At 66.5% G+C, this 16,269-nt stretch carries 20 protein-coding genes; 19 read left to right on the forward strand and 1 reads right to left on the reverse strand.

Annotated elements, in window-relative coordinates; all coding sequences use genetic code 11:
* Nucleotides 1-170: 170 nt before the first annotated feature.
* Both KVF90_RS01815 and KVF90_RS01820 read left to right on the forward strand, forming a co-directional pair.
* Nucleotides 171-626: a hypothetical protein gene (locus KVF90_RS01815; RefSeq protein WP_264393147.1), complete on the forward strand. Its 456-nt coding sequence runs from the start codon at nucleotides 171-173 to the stop codon at nucleotides 624-626.
* The gene (locus tag KVF90_RS01820) at nucleotides 623-1,963 is read left to right on the forward strand and encodes a DNA-packaging protein (protein WP_264393148.1); all 1,341 of its coding nucleotides are present in this window, start codon (nucleotides 623-625) and stop codon (nucleotides 1,961-1,963) included. Before KVF90_RS01815 ends, KVF90_RS01820 begins: the two co-directional genes overlap by 4 nt.
* A 12-nt stretch (nucleotides 1,964-1,975) precedes the next feature.
* On the opposite strand, the gene KVF90_RS01825 is transcribed toward KVF90_RS01820, so the two are convergent.
* Nucleotides 1,976-2,497, reverse strand: coding sequence for a DUF3617 family protein (locus tag KVF90_RS01825; RefSeq protein ID WP_264393149.1), 522 nt, complete (start codon nucleotides 2,495-2,497; stop codon nucleotides 1,976-1,978).
* A gap of 73 nt (nucleotides 2,498-2,570) precedes the next feature.
* Between KVF90_RS01825 and KVF90_RS01830 the strand changes: the two genes are divergently transcribed.
* The 17 genes from KVF90_RS01830 to KVF90_RS01910 all read left to right on the forward strand — a co-directional run bounded on the left by KVF90_RS01830 (nucleotide 2,571) and on the right by KVF90_RS01910 (nucleotide 15,972).
* A complete protein-coding gene (locus KVF90_RS01830; RefSeq protein WP_264393150.1) occupies nucleotides 2,571-3,728 on the forward strand; it encodes a phage portal protein in 1,158 nt (385 codons plus the stop codon).
* Complete coding sequence (locus KVF90_RS01835) at nucleotides 3,725-4,030, forward strand: DUF6127 family protein (RefSeq protein WP_264393151.1); 306 nt, start codon at nucleotides 3,725-3,727, stop codon at nucleotides 4,028-4,030. The genes KVF90_RS01830 and KVF90_RS01835 overlap by 4 nt, the downstream gene beginning before the upstream one ends.
* Nucleotides 4,027-4,437, forward strand: coding sequence for an HK97 family phage prohead protease (locus KVF90_RS01840; RefSeq protein ID WP_264393152.1), 411 nt, complete (start codon nucleotides 4,027-4,029; stop codon nucleotides 4,435-4,437). Before KVF90_RS01835 ends, KVF90_RS01840 begins: the two co-directional genes overlap by 4 nt.
* 79 nt (nucleotides 4,438-4,516) lie before the next feature.
* Entirely contained in the window at nucleotides 4,517-5,677 is a 1,161-nt protein-coding gene (locus KVF90_RS01845) for a phage major capsid protein (protein ID WP_264393153.1), read from the forward strand.
* Nucleotides 5,678-5,811: 134 nt separating this feature from the next.
* Nucleotides 5,812-6,357, forward strand: a complete 546-nt coding sequence (locus KVF90_RS01850) for a head-tail connector protein (protein WP_264393154.1) — start codon at nucleotides 5,812-5,814, stop codon at nucleotides 6,355-6,357.
* Nucleotides 6,354-6,533 carry a hypothetical protein gene (locus KVF90_RS01855; RefSeq protein WP_264393155.1) on the forward strand — a complete coding sequence of 60 codons (180 nt, stop codon included), beginning with the start codon at nucleotides 6,354-6,356 and terminating at the stop codon, nucleotides 6,531-6,533. Before KVF90_RS01850 ends, KVF90_RS01855 begins: the two co-directional genes overlap by 4 nt.
* Nucleotides 6,523-6,912 carry a DUF3168 domain-containing protein gene (locus KVF90_RS01860; RefSeq protein WP_264393156.1) on the forward strand — a complete coding sequence of 130 codons (390 nt, stop codon included), beginning with the start codon at nucleotides 6,523-6,525 and terminating at the stop codon, nucleotides 6,910-6,912. Before KVF90_RS01855 ends, KVF90_RS01860 begins: the two co-directional genes overlap by 11 nt.
* A 12-nt stretch (nucleotides 6,913-6,924) precedes the next feature.
* Nucleotides 6,925-7,332 (forward strand): phage tail protein, encoded by a 408-nt coding sequence (locus tag KVF90_RS01865; protein WP_264393157.1) that lies wholly within the window; start codon nucleotides 6,925-6,927, stop codon nucleotides 7,330-7,332.
* On the forward strand, nucleotides 7,329-7,643 hold the full coding sequence (locus tag KVF90_RS01870; RefSeq protein WP_264393158.1) for a gene transfer agent family protein: 315 nt from the start codon (nucleotides 7,329-7,331) through the stop codon (nucleotides 7,641-7,643). The genes KVF90_RS01865 and KVF90_RS01870 overlap by 4 nt, the downstream gene beginning before the upstream one ends.
* Nucleotides 7,640-7,840 carry a phage tail assembly chaperone gene (locus KVF90_RS01875; protein ID WP_264393159.1) on the forward strand — a complete coding sequence of 67 codons (201 nt, stop codon included), beginning with the start codon at nucleotides 7,640-7,642 and terminating at the stop codon, nucleotides 7,838-7,840. Before KVF90_RS01870 ends, KVF90_RS01875 begins: the two co-directional genes overlap by 4 nt.
* Entirely contained in the window at nucleotides 7,833-8,423 is a 591-nt protein-coding gene (locus tag KVF90_RS01880) for a tail tape measure protein (protein WP_264393160.1), read from the forward strand. Before KVF90_RS01875 ends, KVF90_RS01880 begins: the two co-directional genes overlap by 8 nt.
* A gap of 15 nt (nucleotides 8,424-8,438) precedes the next feature.
* Nucleotides 8,439-10,763 (forward strand): DUF2460 domain-containing protein, encoded by a 2,325-nt coding sequence (locus KVF90_RS01885; RefSeq protein WP_264393161.1) that lies wholly within the window; start codon nucleotides 8,439-8,441, stop codon nucleotides 10,761-10,763.
* The gene (locus KVF90_RS01890) at nucleotides 10,763-11,572 is read left to right on the forward strand and encodes a DUF2163 domain-containing protein (protein WP_264393162.1); all 810 of its coding nucleotides are present in this window, start codon (nucleotides 10,763-10,765) and stop codon (nucleotides 11,570-11,572) included. The genes KVF90_RS01885 and KVF90_RS01890 overlap by 1 nt, the downstream gene beginning before the upstream one ends.
* Nucleotides 11,569-11,988 carry a C40 family peptidase gene (locus KVF90_RS01895; RefSeq protein ID WP_264393163.1) on the forward strand — a complete coding sequence of 140 codons (420 nt, stop codon included), beginning with the start codon at nucleotides 11,569-11,571 and terminating at the stop codon, nucleotides 11,986-11,988. The genes KVF90_RS01890 and KVF90_RS01895 overlap by 4 nt, the downstream gene beginning before the upstream one ends.
* Nucleotides 11,989-11,992: 4 nt before the next feature.
* Nucleotides 11,993-14,176 carry a phage tail protein gene (locus tag KVF90_RS01900; protein WP_264393164.1) on the forward strand — a complete coding sequence of 728 codons (2,184 nt, stop codon included), beginning with the start codon at nucleotides 11,993-11,995 and terminating at the stop codon, nucleotides 14,174-14,176.
* Between the two features lie 16 nt (nucleotides 14,177-14,192).
* Nucleotides 14,193-14,657, forward strand: a complete 465-nt coding sequence (locus KVF90_RS01905) for a DUF2793 domain-containing protein (protein WP_264393165.1) — start codon at nucleotides 14,193-14,195, stop codon at nucleotides 14,655-14,657.
* A 169-nt stretch (nucleotides 14,658-14,826) separates the two neighbouring features.
* The gene (locus KVF90_RS01910; RefSeq protein WP_264393166.1) at nucleotides 14,827-15,972 is read left to right on the forward strand and encodes an OmpA family protein; all 1,146 of its coding nucleotides are present in this window, start codon (nucleotides 14,827-14,829) and stop codon (nucleotides 15,970-15,972) included.
* Nucleotides 15,973-16,269: the final 297 nt, after the last annotated feature.

A 16,269-nucleotide genomic window follows, 5' to 3' on the forward strand; every position in this document is an offset into this window, starting at 1 on the left:
CGGCGGTGGGCGCACCGCGCGGTCACCTGATAACCATTCTGGTTATTTTTCTTGACATCGTGACGCTTTCTGGTTAGAGATAGGCATAGTCGAAAAATAGCGATTCGCCAGCGGGCGGCCCTCCCCATCGGAGTGCCGCCCGTTTGTCGTTCGCCAACAGAGTGGTGCCTATGGCCAGAGCCACGCCTGCCCGATCCCGTCGTGACACTGCCGCACCCGGCCGGCATTGGCGCACGCGCTTCCTCGATACGCTGGCGACCAGCTCCAATGTCACGCGTGCTGCCGAAGCCGCGGGGATCAACCTTGCCCGCGCCTATCGCACCCGCCGCGCCGAGCCCGATTTCGCCCGGGCCTGGCAGGCAGCGCTCACCGACGGCTATCTCCACCTCGAAATGGAGGTCATCCGCCGGCTGCGGGAAGGCGATTTCAAGACTGCTGACGGCGACAAGTTCGACTTCGCCAATGCCATCCGCCTCCTCTCCGCCCACCGGGACAGCGCCGCGCGCGGCCAAAGCCAGACCCGCGACGTCAGCGCCGCCGAAGTGCGTGCCTCGATCGACCGCAAAATCGAGGAAATCCGGCGGCGCCTGGAACGGGAAAAGGCCCGCAAAGGCTCCCCAGGATGAGCGAGCCCTTCAGGTGGATGATCGACGAAAAGAACGAGGACGGCCCCAAGGTCCAACGCGAACTCAGCAACAAGCTCAACCAGACCGAAAGGAACGGCTTCAATTACCTGTGGGCATACCGCGCCCGCCCTGAACAACTGCCTCCGCCGGGCAACTGGCGGGTATGGATGATCATGGCCGGACGCGGGTTCGGCAAGACCCGGTCGGGTGCGGAATGGGTGCATATGATCGCCGACACCAACCCCGATGCGCGTATCGCGCTGGTGTCGTCCTCGCTGGCAGAAGCCCGCGCGGTGATGGTCGAGGGCGAAAGCGGGCTGATGGCGATCTGCCAGCCGGAACACAGACCGGTCTTCGAGCCTTCGCTGCACCGCGTCCGCTTCCGCAGCGGTGCGCAGGCACAGCTTTTCTCCGCTGCCGAGCCGGAAGGCCTGCGCGGCCCCCAACACAGCCACGCCTGGTGTGACGAGATCGGCAAGTGGCCACTATCACATGATCGCGCCATGCGCTGCTGGGACAATCTGTTGCTTGGCCTCCGGTTAGGCAGTGATACGCGCATCGCCGTCACCACCACCCCGCGCGCCATGCCGCTGGTGCAGCGGCTGGTGAAGCAGGCCGCTACCACGGGGGAAGTCGTCATCAGTCGCGGCAGGACAGGCGACAACACGGAACACCTCGCGATAGGCTTCATCGAGGCGATCGCCAGCGAGTTCGGCGGCACGCAATTGGCGCGGCAGGAGATTGATGGCGAGCTGCTCGAGGATATCGAGGGCGCGCTCTGGACCCGCTCGCTGCTCGAGCAGGCGCGAGAAAGTGGCACAGCGCCGGATGCAGCGCGGGTGGTGGTGGCGGTCGATCCGCCTGCCAGCGCCAATGGTGACGAATGCGGGATCATCGTCGCCGCGCTGGGGCAGGACGGGATCGCGAGAGTGCTGGCGGATTGCTCGACCTCTGGCGCATCGCCCGGCGCATGGGCACGGCGCGTGGCCGACGCTGCCCGCGAATGGAACGCCGACCGCGTGGTCGCCGAAGCCAACCAGGGCGGAGACATGGTCGCCAGCGTGCTGCGCGCCGCCGATCAGGCGCTACCGATCAAGCTGGTGCACGCCAGCCGCGGCAAGATCGCCCGCGCCGAGCCGGTCGCCGCGCTCTACGCCGCTGGCCGGGTGCGTCATGTCGGGGTGTTCGCACGGCTGGAGGACCAGCTGTGCGGGCTGCTGGTGGGCGGCAGCTACGCCGGGCCGGGACGGAGCCCCGACCGCGCGGATGCGCTGGTTTGGGCGTTGAGCGAGTTGATGCTGGGCAGGCAGATGCGGCCAAGCATCACGGCGCTGTGATGGTGCCGATGCCTAGCGGACGGTGCAGGCCTTGACCCACGTGCTTTTGATGCGGGTGGTGATCGCCGTGGTCATTCTGGCGCTGGCCATGTGCATATCGGCTGTGCCGTCGATACCGGTGCCGGTCTTCGATCCTTTGAACGTCACAGTGAAATCGGACGCTTTGCCGCACTTCGCCGTGATCGCGAAATTGTCGCCCGAAACGGTGCGTTCGGTGATCGTGCATTCGGCCGCAATGCTCACACCCGGCAGGACAAGATCGCCGTTGGCCGAGAGGCCGTTGCCGAGGCAGTCGGTGGTGTTGAACACACTGCCCTGCACGGCTTTGGCCCCTGCGATGGCCTCGGCCATGTCGGCATCGTCCGCCATGTCGGGGGTTGGGGTGACGACCATATTCTCGACTGTGAGAACCGTAGCCCACTCGCCCTCAGCAAGGCCAATCGCCCGGAACAGGTCGAGCTTGTCGTAACCCTCGGCAAGGGCCGGGGCGGCAACACCGGCGATCAGCGCCAGACAAACGAATCCGCGATGCATGGAGCCTCCCGCGCAGGTTGCCGCAGAAATAAGCGCACCCGCTCGGCCCGTCCAGACAAACAAAGGAAATCCAATGGCCTTCCTCGACAATTTCCTCTCCGCCTTCAAGGGCGGGGAGCGCACCCGTGTGCCGCTTGCGCATGGCGCCATGCAGGGGTGGCTGCCGGCTTTCGAGACCGGCCCTGCCACGTCCCACTACACCTACACCCGCGGCATCACCGAAGGCTTCCTCGCCAATCCCATCGCCCAGCGATCGGTGCGATTGCTGGCCGAGGGGATCGGCCAGGCTCCGCTCACTTGCTCCGATCCGCGGCTTGCGGCGCTGGTGACGGCGACCAGCGCGGGGCAATCGCTGATCGAGACCCTCGCCGCCAACCTGCTGCTGCACGGCAATGGCTATGTGCAGATCCTCAAGGATGCGAGCGGCACGCCGGTCGAGCTGTTCGCGCTGCGGCCTGACAGGGTGCGGGTGGTGCTCGACGGCAATGGCTGGCCCTGCGGCTATGATTATGGCGTCGCCGGAAACGTCACGCGGCTGCCGGTCGAGGACGAGAACGGCTGGCCGGAAGTGATCGCGATCCGTGCGATGCATCCGCTCGACGACCATCGCGGGGCGGGCGCGCTCGAAGCGGCGTGGCAGGCGGTGCTGATCCACAATGCCGCCACCCACTGGAACCGCGCGCTGCTCGAGAATGCGGCGCGGCCCTCGGGCGCGCTGGTTTACGAAACCGGCGACGGGGCAACGCTGGCGCATGAGCAGTTCGAACGGCTGAAGCGCGAGCTCGACATCGCTTTCTCCGGCGCGGCCAATGCGGGGCGTCCGATGCTGCTCGACGGGGGTCTGAAGTGGCAGAGCATGGCGCTCACCCCTGCCGACATGGACTTCGCGACACTCAAGAGCGCGGCGGCGCGGGACATCGCGATGGCGTTTGGCGTCCCGCCAATGCTGCTCGGCCTGCCGGGCGACAATACCTACGCCAATTACCGCGAGGCGAGCCGCGCATTGTGGCGGCTCACCCTTCTGCCGCTTGCCGAGAAATTGTTCGCAGCGCTCCGCGAAGGGCTCGCCCCGTGGTTCCCTGACACGACGTTGGGGATCGATCTCGACCGCGTGCCCGCCCTGTCCGAAGACCGCGAGCGGCTGTGGTCGCAGGTCTCCGACGCCGATTTCCTGAGCCGCGCTGAAAAGCGCCAGATGCTGGGCCTGAGCCCCGAGGAGACTGCCCCATGAGCCGCGAAGACATTCTCGCCAGCCTGATGGCCCAAGCGCGCGACGAGGGGGCCGAACTGGTGTCCTTGCGCGCGATTGTCGAGGAGGCGAGCGCGCTGGCCGCCGATCGCGTGCTCGAAAGGCTCGGGCTTGGCGATTCAGGGGCTGAGAGCGATCTGGTCGAACTGCGCGAACTGCTGCGGGCGTGGCGTGACGCGAAGACGAGCGCGTGGAAGGCCTTCATCGAATGGCTGATCCGCGGCGCGCTGGCGCTGCTGCTCATCGGCATCGCGGTGCGGTTCGGCGCGTGGGACCGGCTGTGACGCGTTCCGCCTCAGCCACCCGCTTTGCCGGCTATGCCGCGCTGTTCGACATTGCCGATGCGGCGCGCGACACGATCCGGCGCGGGGCATTTGCCCGAACGCTGGCGGCGCGCAGTGCGCCGCTGCCGCTCTACTGGCAGCACCGCCCCGACCAGCCGATCGGCGTGATCGAGCAGGTGTCCGAAGATGCACGCGGGCTGCGCGTCATCGCCCGGATCGACCGTCCCGACAGCCGCGCGGCGCACCTGCTCGCTGAAGGCAAGGTCAACGGTCTCAGCTTCGGCTTCCGCACCCGCGCCGCCCGCCAGTCCGATGCGGGCCGCGAGCTGCTTGACGTCGAACTCTTCGAAGTGAGCCTCGTCACGCATCCGCTGCATCCGCTTGCCCGGGTCCATCTGGTCACCTGACCTGACCCGCCCCACCCGCTCTCCCACCGGCTGCCTCAAGGGCGGCCTTTTTTCTGCCCAACCGAAAGGCCTCTGCCCCATGGACAATATTGCCACTGCCCCCGCCGCCCCCGCCGTCGACCCGCTGGATGCCAGCTTCGACATAATCGCCCGCCAGGATCAGGCCGATGCCGACATTGCCGCGCTGCGCGGCGATGTGGACGAAGTGAAGTCGCGGCTCGACAAGGTCGCCCGTGCCGCCAGCCGCCCGGCTATGGGCGGAGCGGCAGCAACCGGCGATGCGCCCGAGATCAAGAGCTTCATCGACGGCTACCTGCGCCGCGGCCGGGAGACCGAGCTCAAGTCGATCACCGGCACCACGCCCGGCGACGGCGGCTTTGCCGTGCCGCGCCAGATCGACGCCGCGATCAACGCGCAGCTCGTCGACATCAGCCCGATCCGCGCGATTGCCCAGGTCGTGCAGACCGGCACCGCCGGCTATCGCAAGCTGGTGGCCACGGGCGGCATTGCCTCCGGCTGGGTCAGCGAGACCGCATCGCGCCCCGAAACCGCGACGCCGCAGTTCGCCGAAATCGCCCCGCCCTCGGGCGATCTCTTCGCCAATCCCGCAGCAAGCCAGACGATGCTGGACGATGCCGCCTTCGACATCGAATCCTGGCTCGCCAGCGAGATTGCGCTGGAATTCGCCCGGGCCGAGGGCATGGCCTTCGTGCGCGGTACCGGGGTCAACCAGCCCGAAGGCTTCCTGACCGGGGCCAAAGCGACTGCCGAGGATGGTGTCCGGGCCTTCGGGACATTGCAATATATCGGATCAGGCAACGCCACCGGCCTGGGCTCGGCGCTCGACACCAGGCTGATCGACCTCATCCATTCGCTGCGTTCTGGCCACCGCCAGGGCGCGGTGTTCGTGATGAATGCGACGACGCTGGCAAGCGTGCGCAAGCTCAAGACTGCCGATGGTGCCTTCGTGTGGCAGCCGGGCCTGGTTGAAGGCCAGCCCGACCGCCTGCTCGGCTACCCGGTGATCGAGGCCGAGGACATGCCCGATGTCGCAGGCGGCACCTTCCCGATCGCTTTCGGCAACTTCCGCCACGGCTATCTTATCGCCGAACGCAGCGCGACCCGGGTGCTGCGCGATCCCTTCACCAACAAGCCCTTCGTCCACTTCTACGCGACCAAGCGGATTGGCGGGAAGGTGCTGGATTCGAACGCGATCAAGCTGCTGAAGATCGAGGCCTAGGCCGCCCCGCCAGGTCTTGACCCCCGGCTGGTGCGCGTGTCCCCCTTCGCCCCCACCCGCCGGGTTCTCGCGCCCGCATCGCCTCAGCGCGATGCGGGCGCACTTGTTCTGATCATATTCTTGGAGAAACCGCGATGCAGCGGATAATCGTGCAGCCCCCGGTGCCGGGCGACGCTCCGCTGGCGGAGCTCAAGCACTGGCTCGGGATCAGTCGTCCCAACGAGGACGAAGCGCTTGGCCAGCTCCTCGATGCCAGCCTGACCATCTGCGAAGCCTTCACCGGCAAGACGCCCCTGCGCCAGACGGTCGAGGAGATCATGCCGCTTGCCAGCGGCTGGCAGGAGCTGGTGTCGCGCCCCGTTCGGGAGATTGTCGCTGCGGCGGTGATCGCCAATGATGGCACGCGCACCGCCATCACCGCGTTGCCGGACGCAATCGAATGGCGCATTTCCGGTAGCGCCTGCGTGCGACTGCTGCGCCCGGTCGAAGGGCAGGGCCTGGCCCTGCAACTGACGGTCGGGATCGCACCGGACTGGGCGAGCCTGCCGGCTCCGCTGCGCCACGGGATCATCCGCCTCGCCGCACACCACTTCCGCGACCGCGACGGCAAGGCCAGCGCTGTGCCGCCCGCCAGTGTCACTGCCTTGTGGCGGCCGTGGCGCGATGTGCGGCTCGGATGATCCGGGTCACCGCGCGCGCGAGCGAACTGGTGCAGCGCCTGCGCAAACGTGCCGCGCGAATTGCTGCCGGACACGCAGCCGGGCAGCGCAAGCGCGCCGTCAGCCGCCGCGCGGACTGGCATTCGGCCAGCGCCCTCTGGCCCGATCTGTTTGGAGACCGCCGCGATGGAAAATGACCTGCGCGCCGCGCTGATCGCTTGGCTGCTGGCCGATCCGGCGCTTGGGGCGATCAATGCGATCGAGGAAGAGGCCCCGCTCAGCGCCACACCTCCGTGGCTCGGCATTGCGGCCAGCGCCTCGATCGACTGGGGCACCAAGGACCGGCCAGGCCGCGAAATGCGCATCGCGCTCGAGCTGGAAAGCCGCACCGACCAGACCGCCGCCGATGCCTCACTGCTGACTGCAATCGAGCGCCGCGTGCTCGATCTGCCACCGTTCCAGCCGGGCTTCGAAATCGCATCGATCCGATTCCTGCGCTCCCGCAGCGAAGCCCGCGCCGACAACCTGCGGGGCGCGCTGCTCGAATACCGCTTCCGCATTCTCGAACCGAATTAGGAGTAAGCCCCCATGCCCGCACAATCCGGCGCCGCCTTCCTGCTCAAGATCACCGACGGCGCAACGCCGCCGGTATACCGCACCATCGCTGGTCTCAGGACGACACAGATGTCGATCAACGGCGACACGGTGGTCGTCACGCACAAGCAATCGGGGGGATGGCGCGACCTGCTTTCGGGTGCAGGCACCCGTTCGGTTTCGGTCAGCGCGGCGGGGATCTTCCTCGGCAGCGCGGCCGAGAATGCCGTGCGCGGCCATGCGCTGGCCGGTACGCTCGACGATTACGAACTGTCCTTCGAAGACGGCGCAAAGCTGCGCGGCAGGTTCCTTGTTCAGCGGCTCGACTACGCCGGCGATTTCAACGGAGAGCGCAGCTACACCCTCCAGCTGGAAAGCTCCGGAGCGGTGGTGGCGGCATGACCGCCGCCGCCAATCCCCTGCGCGGCGAGAGCGCCTTGACCGTCAATGGTGTCAGCTATGTGCTGCGCCCGAGCTTCGAGAGCCTTGTACTGGCCGAGGCCGAGCTTGGCTCGCTGTTCGCGCTGGTGGAGCGTGCCGCTGGCGGCGCGCTGACGCTGACGGAGATGACCGCCCTGCTGTGGCACTGCCTCCCCGGTGAAAGCCGCCCCGAACGTGTCGCGGTAGGCCAGGCGGTGCTGGCGATGGGGTTGGTCGGTGCCACCGGGCCGGTGCGTGCCGTGCTCGCGCAGGTGCTTCAGGGCGAGGCATGACCGCCACTTTCGCGGACGCTGCAAGCCGCTGGTGCGGCCTGGCCGCGCGTCTGCTCGGCTGGCGCCCTGCCGAGTTCTGGAGCGCCACGCCTGCCGAACTGGCGATGGCGCTATCGGCCGCAGACGATCTTGCCGCCCTTCCCCCGCCGACCCGCGAGACAATCGCCCGCATGATGGAGCGTGACGCCGATGAATGACAATTTCGAGGAACTGGTGATCGATGTGCGCGCCCGAACCGATGGCTTTGCCAGCGATGTCGAAGCGATGCGTCGCTCGCTCGACACGTCGTTGATCGACGGGTTCGGGCGGGCGGGCAATGTGCTCGAAAACGGCCTGCTCGGAGCGCTGCGGCGCGGAAGTCTCGGCTTTGACGACCTGAAACGGGTCGCCTTCAGCGCGCTCTCCGAGATCGCAGGCTATGCGCTGCAATCGGGGATCGGCAGCCTGTTCGGCGGCGGCGGAATGGGCGGCGGTGGGGGAGGCGGCGGCGGGCTCGGCGGTCTGATCAGCCAGTCGCTCGGCGCGTTGTTCGGACTGCCGGGACGCGCCACGGGCGGTCCGGTTGCGCCGGGGCGTGCCTACCTCGTTGGAGAGCGCGGGCCAGAGGTTTTCGTGCCGACCGCCGCCGGGCGGGTCGAAACCGGCCAAGCCGCAACGGGCCGCGATGTGCGCGTTGCGATCCAGGTCGCGGTGCCGCGCGAGCAGGCCGCGCCCACCGCGATGCAGCGCTCGTCCCGCCAGATCGCCAGCGCCGTACGCCGCGCTTTGCAACAGGCCTGAGCAAGGGAGCTCCCGATGGCATTCTGGCTGGCACGCGAACGCCGCGCGCAGGAAAGCACCTTCATGCAGCGCTTCGATCCGCGCTTCTGGACCGTCAATTTTCCCCGCCCCGCCATGGCCTCGGTGGTGACGACCGGGCCTGACAGCCTGCGGGTCGATGTCGAACTGCACAATGCGGGCGAACTGGTCGGGCTGATCTGGGACAGCGTCGATACGCTCGACCACCCGCTGCTCGCCTACCAGGCCGACCGCGATTACGCGCACACGACGCTCAGCTTCCGCTGGCGATCGGAGGGGGTGATCGCGCTCGACCAGCCCAACGGCCCGACGCTGACCATCGAAGGGCGAGATGCGGCAGGCCTGCCGCGCACATGGTACGTCCGGCTGTGGAACTATGCGCAAGGCACGCCGACTGACGCGCGCATCACCTTGCCCTTCTCGCGTCTCGAGAGCGGCTACGGCCTGCCGGGCGAGCCGATCCATCCCGGGGATATCGACCGCATGTTCATCTCGCTGGTCGCCCCCGGGCACGTGCCGGGCAGCACCGCGCCCTTGCCCGCGATGTTCGGTGGCTCGGTGGAAATGACCGATATCGTCGCGGATGGTGCGCGGGCGATGATCGAGCTGGGCGATGTGCTCGTCCCTCCGCATGGCGAGCGCATGGCCACCGCCTATGACGATGCCTACAACCAGACCCCCGCGCGATTGCTGCGCGCGGTGATCGGCCTCGGGTACCGCGAGGACATCGTCCATTACGTCGGGATGAGCCATTTCATGCGGCTCGCGCGGCAGGCGGGCGGAGAGCTGCACGTCGAGGCAGGCGGCCAGCTATGTGAGCCGGCAGTCGTATGGCACCGCAACCTGTTCGAACTGGCAAAGGTGGCCGAGCTTGAGGTGATTGCCTCGCTCTCATACGAGCTGTTCGATGCCTATTGCCCCGAAAGCTGGAAGCAGCGCACCGCCAGCGGTGCACCGGCGCTAACCGGTTGGGTGCCGCCCTCGACGTTGCTCTCGCCTGCAAATCCGGCGGCGATGGAGTGGCTGGCCGATGTGGCCCGCGTCTTTGTCGCGCTGCTGGAAGCTGCAGACTTGCCGGTACGGTTCCAGATTGGCGAGCCGTGGTGGTGGGTGACGCCCACCCGACAGATCTGCCTCTATGACGATGCTGCCAAAGCGGCCTTCGGAGGCAACCCGCCGATCATCGCCAGCGTCGCCGCTCAAATGGATGCCGCTGCAAAGGCGTTGCTTGATGCGGCAGGGGCGCTGCTCGCACAGTCGACTGCGGCCCTGACCGCCTCCGTACGCGACGCGGCACAGGGGCCAGCTGAGATCCTGCTGCTTGCCTTCACGCCGACAATCCTCGGTTCGAAAACACCCGAACTCTACCGCGCCAATCTGCCGGCAGGATGGGCATGGCCCGCCTTCGACCGCTTGCAGCTGGAGGATTACGACTGGCTCACCGGCGGCGCAGATGCGGCGCGGCGCGCGGCCTACGCCTTCGTGGACACATGGCTCGGCTATCCCTTGGCCGATCAGGACTATCTTGCCGGCTTCGTGCTCGATCCTGCCGACGCCGAGCTCTTCTGGACACGCATCGACAAGGGCATCGACGAAGCCGCCATGCGCGGTGTCGATCGCCGCTATGTCTGGGCGCTGCCGCAGGTCAACCGCGATGGCTACACCCGCCTCGCCCCTCCGCCGGAGCAAGCCATGGATCCCTTCGACGACGTGCCTTATCCCTTCGCGCTCGGCCGGAGTGCCTCGGTCGCGCCTGAATTCTCGACATCGATCGCGGTAACGGCATCGGGACATGAGCGGCGCAACTCGCTGTGGTCGGACGCGCGCCTGCATTTCGATGTCGGCCCCGGCATCCGGTCAGAGGCCGAGTTGTCTGAACTCATCACATTCTTCCGCGCCCGGCGCGGTCCGGCGCGGGGGTTCCGGCTGACGGACCCCTTCGACAACAGCTCGAACGCGATGAACGGCAACCCGACCATGCTCGATCAACTGATCGGCATCGGCAATGGAGAGCGGGCCGACTTCCAGCTCGTCAAATCCTATGGCGGCGGCGCGGAGCCACAGGTCCGGGCGATCACCCGGCCGCGCCCGGAAACGCTGGTGGTCAGCGTGGGCGGAGCGGCAACGACGGCCTGGACACTGGGCGAGAAGGGCATGTTGCGCCTGCTTTCCGCTCCTCCCCCGGGTGCCGAAGTCCGGGTCGGCTACCGCTTCGACGTGCCGGTGCGCTTTGCCGAAGACCGTCTCGACATCTCGGCGGTCAACTTCGCAGCCGGGGAAGCGCCTTCGGTGCCGCTGATCGAAATCAGGGAGACGGCCTGATGCGCGTGTTCTTCGACCGCGAGCTCGACACCGTTGCAACATTCTGGCGAATCTACCGCCGCGACGGCGCAGCCCTCGCCTTCACCAGCCATGACCGCGATCTCAGTTTCGGCGGCCTGCGGCATCTCGCCGCGCCCGGAATGATCCCGGCAGCAATCCGCCTCACCGCAGAACTCGCCAATGACAGTGCCGAAGTGCAGGGCGCGCTCAACCACGAATCGATCCGCGAGGCTGAACTGGCCGCCGGTCTCTTCGACGAAGCCGCCATCGAGATCGGCGCGGTCGACTGGACGAGCCTTGATCACCACACGCTCTACACCGGCCAGATCGGGCGGATCGAGGACGACAGCACGCAATTCGCTGCCGAGTTGCAGTCCACCAAGAGCCTGCTCGAACAGGACCTCGTCCCGCGCACCAGCCCGACCTGCCGCGCCGAGTTTTGCGGGCGCGGGTGCGGCCTTTCGGCGGTGCGCTTCACCTCCCTTCAAGTGCTCGCCGGAATCGATCTCGAAGCGAACCGCGTGCGCTTTGCCGGTCTAGACGGAGAAGCGCATGTCGATGGCCGGCTTCGGTTCATGGAGGGGCCGCAGACGGGCGTCGCCTTCGGGATCATCGACGCGGCAGATGATTGGCTGGTGCTTAACCGACCCCTGGTGGACGGCACCCCCGTCGGCGCACGCGCGGAGCTGCGCGAGGGATGTGATCACACCATCACGACATGCGCGGATCGATTCGGCAACGCCGCCAATTTTCGGGGCGAGCCTTTCCTTCCGGGCAATGATCTGCTGGCCCGTTACGGTCAGCCATGAGCGACCCCGGCGACGCGCTGGCCAAGGCCGCGCTTGCTCTGGTCGGATGCCCGTTCCGGCTGCATGGACGCGATCCGGTGACGGGGCTCGATTGCGTCGGGCTGGTTGCTGCCGCCCTTGCTGCGACCGGTCGGCGACCTGCCGCCCTGACCGGCTACGGGCTGCGCAATATCGGGGTCGATCAATGGTTGCCCTTGGCGTCGCCATCGGGGCTTGAGCCTGCCTCGGCCCCGGTGTGTGCGGGCGACGTGCTGTTGTTCGCGCTCGGTTTTGCCCAACACCATCTCGTGATCGCCGCCGATGCGTCGAGCGTGATCCACGCACATGCCGGGCTACGACGGGTTGTCCGTCAACCGCGCGATCCCGCGTGGCACATCTGCGCGATGTGGCGCATCGCCGCAAATCCGGAAAGCTAGTCTCATGGCGACATTGATCCTCACAGCGGTGGGCAGTGCGTTCGGCGGTCCAATCGGCGGTACGATCGGCGCCTTGATCGGCCAGCAGATCGATTCTCGGATTTTTGGTCCTAGCGGACGCGAGGGGCCTCGGCTGAAGGAGCTGACGATCAGCACTTCCAGCTATGGCCAGCCGATACCGCGCCAGTTCGGGCGCATGCGGGTGGCGGGGACGGTGATCTGGTCGACCGACCTGATCGAAAGCAAGCGCAAGGAAAAGGGGCGCAAGGGCCAGCCATCGACGACGGTCTATGCCTATTCCGCCTCGTTTGCTGTCGCCTTGTCGAGCACGCCGATCAACCGCGTGGGGCGGATCTGGGCAGACGGCAATCTGTTGCGCGGCGCTCAGGACGATCTCAAGGTGGGCGGGACATTGCGCATCTATCGCGGGTTCGGCGACGATCCGGTCGATCCCCTGATCGCCGCTGCCAAAGGCGAATCTGCGCCGGCCTTCCGCGACTGCGCCTATGTGGTGTTCGAAAACCTCGAATTGGGTGACTATGGCAATCGTATCCCGGCGCTGAGCTTCGAGATTTTTGCTGATGGCGGCGACGACACCGTGTCGCTCGCACAGCTCGTGCCGGATGGCACCGCGATTCCCGCTGCGCCGCCGCTGGCGCAAACCCGCGGCTTTGCAGACGAGGGCGGACCACTTGCCTCGACACTCGCGGCCATCGATCAGGTGATTCCGCTGGTCTGCATGTCCGGCAACGACGGGCTGACTGTCGCCGTACGCGGCGTACCAGATAGCGAGATCATGACGCTGCCGGACAAGCTTGCCGTGATTGCCGACGAGCCGGACGCAGCGCGCCACAAGCAACGTTCCGGCATCCCTGTCCGCTCGCCCGCAGCGCTGCGCTACTATGATGAGGAGCGCGACTATCAGACCGGGGTGCAGCGCGCGACCGGGGCGCGGCGTGCTGGGCGCGAGCTGATGATCGACCTGCCTGCCACCCTGACCGCGAGCGGTGCACGCCAGCTGGCAAACGATGGCGCCAACCGCGCACGGTGGCAGCACGAAGCCGTGACATGGCGCATCGGCGAACTTGATCCACGCATTACGCCCGGCACGATTGTCCGGTTACCGGATACGCCGGGGCACTGGCTGCTGCGCAGCTGGGAGTGGCTCGACCGCGGCATCGCGCTCGAGCTTGAACGGCTTGCTCCCGCAGGCGGCGCGCCGCGCGTCAGCGATCCGGGCGAAAACCTGCCCCCGACCGATCTGCTGGTCCCCCCAACCCGGCTCGCTGCGATCGAGGTGCCGCCCGAGGCCAATGCCAATCCCGCCCAGCCTCTGATCTTCGCCGCAGCATCGGCCGCAAACACTGCGTGGCGCGGCGCGGCTCTGTTTGCGGTGCAAGGAAGTGCGCTCATCGATCTTGGCACCACCGGCACCCGCCGTGCGGTTATGGGCGTGCTGGTTGCCCCGCTTGAGGGATCAAAAGCGCTGCTGTTCGAGCCGAAGGCAGAGGCAGTTGTCGAGCTGGTTGCCGCCGATCTCGATCTGCCAGAGACAGACATCGCCGGCCTTGCTGCTGGTGCCAACAAGCTGATGATTGGCGGGGAGCTGGTGCAATTCCTCCACGCCGAGCCAGAGGGATCGGGGCGCTGGCGTCTCCGCGGCTTGCTGCGCGGGCGCGGTGGGACCGAACCGGCTGCGGCTCTCGGCCATGCTGCTGGGGCCCAAGCCCTTCTGCTTGATGATAGTCTTGTGCCACTCGATCCTCTCCTCGTTCCGCCACTGGCCAGCTCGAGGGTTGCGGCGCTTGGCACAGGCGACGTTGAAACGGTTATCGCACCGCTGGCGAATGCGGGCCTATCGCGCCGACCGCCTTGTCCGGTTCATCCGCGAATCACCCGCGCTGCCGACGGCGTCAGCACATACCGTTGGACGCGGCGAGCGCGCGGACATTGGCGCTGGGACGATGCTGTCGAAGTGCCATTGATCGAGGAGCGCGAGGCCTATCTCGTAGGTTTCGGTCCGGCCGATGCGCCGCACGTGGCTTGGCAGTCTGATGAGCCCCTGCTTCGCCTGACATCCTCGGAGCACGCCTCCCTTATCGCCGCCTATGGCCCCGGTGCCCTCTGGGTCAGGCAAGTGGGGACGTTCGATCGATCATCGCCATTGCTGCTCGCTTCACTTTTCTGATCTTCGGGAGTTTTTCATGTCTGATCCGATCGCATTCGCCAGTTCAACACCGTCCCTGAGTCTGCCGCTGCTCATCGCAGGTCAGGCGCAGAAGGAATTCTTCGTCAACCAGGCCCTCAGCCTGATTGATGCCATGTACGCCAGATCGGTCACTTCATCCCGTCCGACGCCCCCGCCGAGCGCCGATGAAGGCGAGTGTTTCCTTATATCCGCGCCCGCAGCAGGGGTCTGGACAGCCCGCGAAGACCAGATCGCTGTCCGCATCGCGGGCGACTGGCACTTTGTCGAGCCCACTGAAGGGATGCAGTTGTTTGATCGGGACAAGGAGCGGATATTGGTGTTCCGGTCACAATGGATGCCTGCGATCGCGCCTGCACTTCCGACCGGAGGAACGGTGATAGACACTGAAGCCAGGGCAAGCCTGGCAGCGCTTGTGCAGGCGTTGCTTGCTATCGGCGTGCTTGGCTCACCCACGCCCTAAGCCGGTAGAATGGCGGATTTACGCGGCTTTTCCGATCAGATTTTTATCCACAGGGCGGTCAGAGCGACATTCTTGCAACACCCAACGGGCATTGATTGCTTGCCTCTGGCAAGGGGAAAAGATAGAGACGGCCGGTGCCTCAAGACTAATGCAAAGGGGAATTTTGGAAATGCGCAAACTCGTCATTGGAATGGCGATGGCCTCGACCGCGCTGACCACGCCCGCCATGGCCCGTGAAGGCCAGTGGTATATCCAGGGTGATGGCGGCGTCATGATCGTCGAAGACCAGTCTCTCGATGTCAACGCTGCGGCGAACAACGCCACGGCTAACTACGACACCGACTACGATTTCGGCGGGATTGTCGGCTATGACTTCGGTGCCTTCCGGCTCGAAGCTGAAGCCAGCTACCGTGCTGCCGATCTGCAGGACGTGTCGGCCGGAAACCAGGGCCTCGCGCTCAATCCGGTCACTGGCGGTACCTTCAACACCTTCACCGGCACCCGTGAAGCGCTGGGCGAAGTGAACGCGCTGAGCTTCATGCTCAATGGCCTGTTCGACTTCGGTCCGGATGATGGCCTGCAGGCCTTCGCTGGTGGTGGTATCGGTGTTGCCCGTGTCGACATGGACGGCCGCGTCAACACCAACGGTCCGGGCGTGTGGGACGATTCGGACACTGGCCTCGCATGGCAGCTGCTTGCTGGCGTTCGTGCGCCGCTGAGCGATTCGTGGGATGTCGGTCTGAAGTATCGCTACTTCAACGTGCCCGATATCGGCCTGATCGATCCGCTGGGCCGCTCGCTTGAAACCAAGCTCAGCAGCCACTCGATCCTCGGTTCGATCACCTACAACTTCGGTGGCGAAGAAGCTCAGCCGCCGCCGGCTCCGGTCGTAGCACCGCCGCCGCCGCCGCCGGCTCCGCCGCCCCCGCCGCGTCCGGCTCCGCCGCCGCCGCCGAAGGCAGCGTGCAACACCGGTCCGTACATCGTGTTCTTCGACTTCGATAAGTCGGACATCACTTCGGAAGCCGCTGGCATCCTCAACAGCGCCGTCACCGCTTACGCGAACTGCGGCACTGCGAGCGTCATGCTGGCCGGTCACACCGACCGTGCGGGTAGCGTGAAGTACAACGTCGGTCTGGCCGAGCGTCGCAATGCGGCGGTCCGCACCTACCTCAGCGGTCGTGGCATCCCCGCGGCTCGCATCACCGGCGAAGCCTTCGGCGAAGCCAAGCCGCGGGTCCCCACCGCCGATGGCGTGCGCGAAGCGCAGAACCGTCGCGTGGAAGTGACCTACGGTCCGGGCTCGGGCATGTAAGCTCGAGTTCCAACGGAACAGAAAGAGGGGCCGGAGCAATCCGGCCCCTTTTTTGTTGCCCCACGCATTCACCAGTTTGCCGAGAAAAGCCGCTGACACGGGAGTTCGTCAGCCTTCAGCTCTGCCGGGCTGCGTTCAATGATGCGGGCTGGACTGCTGCCCCCGTGTGACGACGTTTTAGCGTCGACCTCCGCAAGCCTCAGGATGCCTTCTGGCCGAGTGCAATGCTCCTGCATGGGCGCGGCAGGCGGTTTCCCCGAATGTTCAAGCGTGCACTGTCCTGCGGGCGAGCAACGC

It is taken from the genome of Porphyrobacter sp. ULC335 (assembly GCF_025917005.1).
Classification (GTDB): domain Bacteria; phylum Pseudomonadota; class Alphaproteobacteria; order Sphingomonadales; family Sphingomonadaceae; genus Erythrobacter.

What these genes read in the sequence shown, in the direction of transcription:
- KVF90_RS01815 (WP_264393147.1), top strand. Translation starts at nt 171, where the DNA reads ATGGCCAGAGCCACGCCTGCCCGATCCCGTCGTGACACTGCCGCACCC.
- KVF90_RS01820 (WP_264393148.1), top strand. Translation starts at nt 623, where the DNA reads ATGAGCGAGCCCTTCAGGTGGATGATCGACGAAAAGAACGAGGACGGC.
- KVF90_RS01825 (WP_264393149.1), bottom strand. Translation starts at nt 2,497, where the DNA reads ATGCATCGCGGATTCGTTTGTCTGGCGCTGATCGCCGGTGTTGCCGCC.
- KVF90_RS01830 (WP_264393150.1), top strand. Translation starts at nt 2,571, where the DNA reads ATGGCCTTCCTCGACAATTTCCTCTCCGCCTTCAAGGGCGGGGAGCGC.
- KVF90_RS01835 (WP_264393151.1), top strand. Translation starts at nt 3,725, where the DNA reads ATGAGCCGCGAAGACATTCTCGCCAGCCTGATGGCCCAAGCGCGCGAC.
- KVF90_RS01845 (WP_264393153.1), top strand. Translation starts at nt 4,517, where the DNA reads ATGGACAATATTGCCACTGCCCCCGCCGCCCCCGCCGTCGACCCGCTG.
- KVF90_RS01850 (WP_264393154.1), top strand. Translation starts at nt 5,812, where the DNA reads ATGCAGCGGATAATCGTGCAGCCCCCGGTGCCGGGCGACGCTCCGCTG.
- KVF90_RS01855 (WP_264393155.1), top strand. Translation starts at nt 6,354, where the DNA reads ATGATCCGGGTCACCGCGCGCGCGAGCGAACTGGTGCAGCGCCTGCGC.
- KVF90_RS01860 (WP_264393156.1), top strand. Translation starts at nt 6,523, where the DNA reads ATGGAAAATGACCTGCGCGCCGCGCTGATCGCTTGGCTGCTGGCCGAT.
- KVF90_RS01865 (WP_264393157.1), top strand. Translation starts at nt 6,925, where the DNA reads ATGCCCGCACAATCCGGCGCCGCCTTCCTGCTCAAGATCACCGACGGC.
- KVF90_RS01870 (WP_264393158.1), top strand. Translation starts at nt 7,329, where the DNA reads ATGACCGCCGCCGCCAATCCCCTGCGCGGCGAGAGCGCCTTGACCGTC.
- KVF90_RS01875 (WP_264393159.1), top strand. Translation starts at nt 7,640, where the DNA reads ATGACCGCCACTTTCGCGGACGCTGCAAGCCGCTGGTGCGGCCTGGCC.
- KVF90_RS01880 (WP_264393160.1), top strand. Translation starts at nt 7,833, where the DNA reads ATGAATGACAATTTCGAGGAACTGGTGATCGATGTGCGCGCCCGAACC.
- KVF90_RS01885 (WP_264393161.1), top strand. Translation starts at nt 8,439, where the DNA reads ATGGCATTCTGGCTGGCACGCGAACGCCGCGCGCAGGAAAGCACCTTC.
- KVF90_RS01890 (WP_264393162.1), top strand. Translation starts at nt 10,763, where the DNA reads ATGCGCGTGTTCTTCGACCGCGAGCTCGACACCGTTGCAACATTCTGG.
- KVF90_RS01895 (WP_264393163.1), top strand. Translation starts at nt 11,569, where the DNA reads ATGAGCGACCCCGGCGACGCGCTGGCCAAGGCCGCGCTTGCTCTGGTC.
- KVF90_RS01900 (WP_264393164.1), top strand. Translation starts at nt 11,993, where the DNA reads ATGGCGACATTGATCCTCACAGCGGTGGGCAGTGCGTTCGGCGGTCCA.
- KVF90_RS01905 (WP_264393165.1), top strand. Translation starts at nt 14,193, where the DNA reads ATGTCTGATCCGATCGCATTCGCCAGTTCAACACCGTCCCTGAGTCTG.
- KVF90_RS01910 (WP_264393166.1), top strand. Translation starts at nt 14,827, where the DNA reads ATGCGCAAACTCGTCATTGGAATGGCGATGGCCTCGACCGCGCTGACC.